General features: G+C 52.7%; 6 protein-coding genes. All 6 read left to right on the forward strand.

The annotated features are described in order from the left end of the window. The coding region (locus tag H8S45_RS15560; protein WP_186950552.1) for a hypothetical protein at nt 1-377 on the forward strand (377 nt) is incomplete at its 5' end. Beyond that, the gene (locus H8S45_RS15565; protein WP_054326341.1) at nt 313-972 is read left to right on the forward strand and encodes a hypothetical protein; all 660 of its coding nucleotides are present in this window, start codon (nt 313-315) and stop codon (nt 970-972) included. The genes H8S45_RS15560 and H8S45_RS15565, both read left to right, overlap by 65 nt. Nucleotides 973-1116: 144 nt before the next feature. Then, the gene (locus H8S45_RS16655) at nt 1117-1239 is read left to right on the forward strand and encodes a hypothetical protein (protein ID WP_256435243.1); all 123 of its coding nucleotides are present in this window, start codon (nt 1117-1119) and stop codon (nt 1237-1239) included. Nucleotides 1240-1429: 190 nt separating this feature from the next. Then, the gene (locus H8S45_RS15570) at nt 1430-1690 is read left to right on the forward strand and encodes a hypothetical protein (RefSeq protein ID WP_207724524.1); all 261 of its coding nucleotides are present in this window, start codon (nt 1430-1432) and stop codon (nt 1688-1690) included. A gap of 13 nt (nt 1691-1703) precedes the next feature. Next, entirely contained in the window at nt 1704-1967 is a 264-nt protein-coding gene (locus H8S45_RS15575; protein WP_054326343.1) for a phage holin family protein, read from the forward strand. 447 nt (nt 1968-2414) lie between these two features. Then, the coding region (locus H8S45_RS15580) for a hypothetical protein (RefSeq protein WP_207724525.1) at nt 2415-3193 on the forward strand (779 nt) is incomplete at its 3' end.

The raw sequence follows: 3193 nt of genomic DNA on the forward strand, positions 1-3193 counted from the left end.
GATCTTATCCTGAACCTGTCCATTCTGGGCCAGAGTCAAAATTTCCGGTGGCTTGGTTTTCTGTGTCCTTTTTGCCGCACCTAAAAATAGCGGTTCATTTCAATTCGGTTCTTGACATTCGTGCCCATATAGAATCAACAGGTGCTGCCTGCTTTAACTTTTTCGTGCTCATTTGCTTAACTTTCTATTTAACAAACACAGTATATGGCGGGGCAAATACAGCTGGCGAAGTATTAGCGGCAAATGCAGATAAAAATAAAGTCGTCTTTGTATGGTCATCAAACAGTTTAGAAAGTTCTGCAACCGTCATTAATGGAACAGCCGAAACAACCATTAAAAATGCTGAATATGCTTCGGACATACATCGCTGTTACTGATAATAAAGTTCTTATCGCATACGCCAATAATAATAATTCCTTCTATGGCACAACCACCATCCTTGAAGTATTCGGCAACCAAATCGCAGGCTCGTTCCTGAACAACTCCAAAGACGCAATAGCCCTTGAATTCGGCGAGGACGGCGAAACCATCAAAACCGGCTTTGGCGGGTACTGCACATGCGAGGGCATAACCGCAGGACAGATGATCGATTCAGAGGGAGTAACAGCGTATAGCCCGCTGGATGAGTGGCTGGAAATCAAAGACCCGTGGGCGAGAGGGTATGTGACGGGAGAATATACAGGCGACGGTACAACAAAAGCAACTATTGATGTAGGATTTAAGCCCGCGATGGTTGCGATTTATAGCGCTTATAACGAAACTTCGGATTTGGCTAAATTGTCCCAATTCGTGATTTTCCCAGAGCAAACAGCAATTCGATCACCGTTTAGTGCGAGCGTTAGCTATTCGATTAGTTTGGCCTGGTCTGATACAGGCGTTACTCTTACTGGCACACTCAATGGCACTACGATGCCAAATGCAAACGAAAAGCTATACAAATACATTGCAATGAAGAACTGGGGTGTTGAATGATGCTCATTGTAAATGAAGTTACCAGACAGATGCGCACCCTCCACCACGGACAAGCACCGAATGGGTGGCTGTCCCTGTCAGTCTTGAACCCTGTGCGCGTATTACTGCCCGTACTGCGAGTTGGCGATTGAGGACGGCGTGCTGGTGGATATTACGCCGACCGCCCGACCTCCTGAACCGGAGCCGGAACCGACGCAGGAAGAGCAACTCCGCGCGGACGTGGATTTTATCGCGGCTATGACGGGGTGGAGCTATGACAGTATTTGAAATGGCGTGACAATATAAAAACACAGGCGAAAGCTGAAAAGGAAAGTATGATGTACAAGAACCTGCTGATTGAAAACGGGTTCCTGCAGGGCTGATCAGGAAGGAGGTGACGGGGCGGGTCAAACCGCCCCACTTGCCTATGGAAAACCAATGAACAAACAATCCGCACGAGTGCATCACGCTTGCCCGCGTGGAAGCGTTGGAAAAGCGGATGGACAGGGCGGGCGACACGCACAAGGAGTTCTTTGACCGTATCCGCGCATTGGAGCAGGACAGCGCGGTACAGGAGGAACGGTATAACACCATTATTGAGAAACTGGACAGCCTGACCGCTACCGTCGCGGAGGTTACAAGCAAGCCCGCAAGACGGTGGGAAAGCATTGTGGACAAGTCGGTATGGGCAGTTCTGGCGGCAGTAATCGCATTCCTGCTTGCAAGAATTGGACTTTGAAAGGAGCGTACTTATGGAAAGTTTGGGATTTACGGCGATTCCGGCAATCATGGTAATTTGCTATCTGATCGCACAGACCGTAAAGGCTACGGCGCTTGACAACAAGTGGCTGCCGATCATCTGCGGCATTTCCGGCGCGGTGCTGGGAATTGCAGCGATGCGGATTATGCCGGAGTATGGCGCAAACGACCCGCTGACGGCAATTGCAATCGGCATTGTGTCCGGCCTTGCGGCGACGGGTGTAAACCAGATTGTCAAACAGCTCGGACAGAAATAAAAAAGCCGCCCGATGGCGGCAAATTGACACAGCGCGGCGTGCGATGGTATAATATGTCGGGCGCTGTCGTTCCCAGCGGCGGGCGGTTGGCCACTCTCCTGTAAAAGGGAGGTGGTGCTTATGGGCATAAAACTCTTCCGAGTTTTGATATGTGCAATCTTATTGCTACATATTTTGACCATAAACGCGAAATAACCGCCCCATCGACCAAAATGTAGCGGTTATTTCATAACTTCTTCATTCAGGGTCAACCGCTCGTCGGCAACGCCCCTTTTATAGATATTATACCATAAGCCCCGCCAGTGTCAAGGTGGGGCTTTTTATTGTACATTGAAACTGAGGGGGAGCGGCACGGGCAGAACGGGCGGAGGGTTCAGCGGGGGAGGCGGAGCGGTTTCCCCGCTGCCCGCGGTTCGGGGGACGACGAGGGCACAGCGGCAGGCAGATTTGGACCAGCTTACCGCAAACAGCGTCGCATGGCATTTCGCGGACGATGCACAGAAGCGGGCGCTTTTTGAAGCGAACAACGCAATCCGTCAAAAATACAACCTTGCCTATCTGCCTGGAACTGGCGAAACCTATAATAACGCCGGCGTGAACCTCTCCGCTCCGGTCGCGGAGGAGGTGCGGACGCAGCAGAGCTATAACGCGCAAACCCCGCTTTCGGTATTAGGACATAACACCATGGCGGGCATTGCGGGAATCAACAGGGGATTTTACTCTACGCTTGATTTCCTGCTTCCGGATGTAATCACGCCGCAATTTGTGCAGGACAAGATTGATGCGGCAAAGCGGACGAACGAGGATATTCAGGAAAAGGTGCGCCGGTACAACTACGAGCGCGGCGGGAAAATCGGAGGCGCGATAGGCGACCTGTACCAGAGCGCGCTCGGGATGATCCCGCAGGCGGTCATCGCGGTAATGTCGGGCGGCACAAGCGCGGCGGCGCAGGGAGGCAGCACGTTGGCCGGAGCTGCGGACGACATTGTTTCCAACATTACGCGGCAGCTTACGAAGAACGCGGGATACATGAGCAGCTTTGCGTCCACGGTGGGGACGGACTACGAGAGGGCGAAAGCGGCCGGCGCATCGGACGCGGAGGCCGCGTTTTCGGCCATCCTCTCTTCGGCCGCTACCGCCGGAATAGAAACCATGGGCGGCATTGACGTGCCGCAGGGCAGCGCGTCCAGACTGCGGAACGCGCTGAATACAGCGCTTGAGGAAGG

The organism is Agathobaculum faecis (genome assembly GCF_014287995.1).
Classification (GTDB): Bacteria; Bacillota; Clostridia; order Oscillospirales; family Butyricicoccaceae; genus Agathobaculum; species Agathobaculum ammoniilyticum.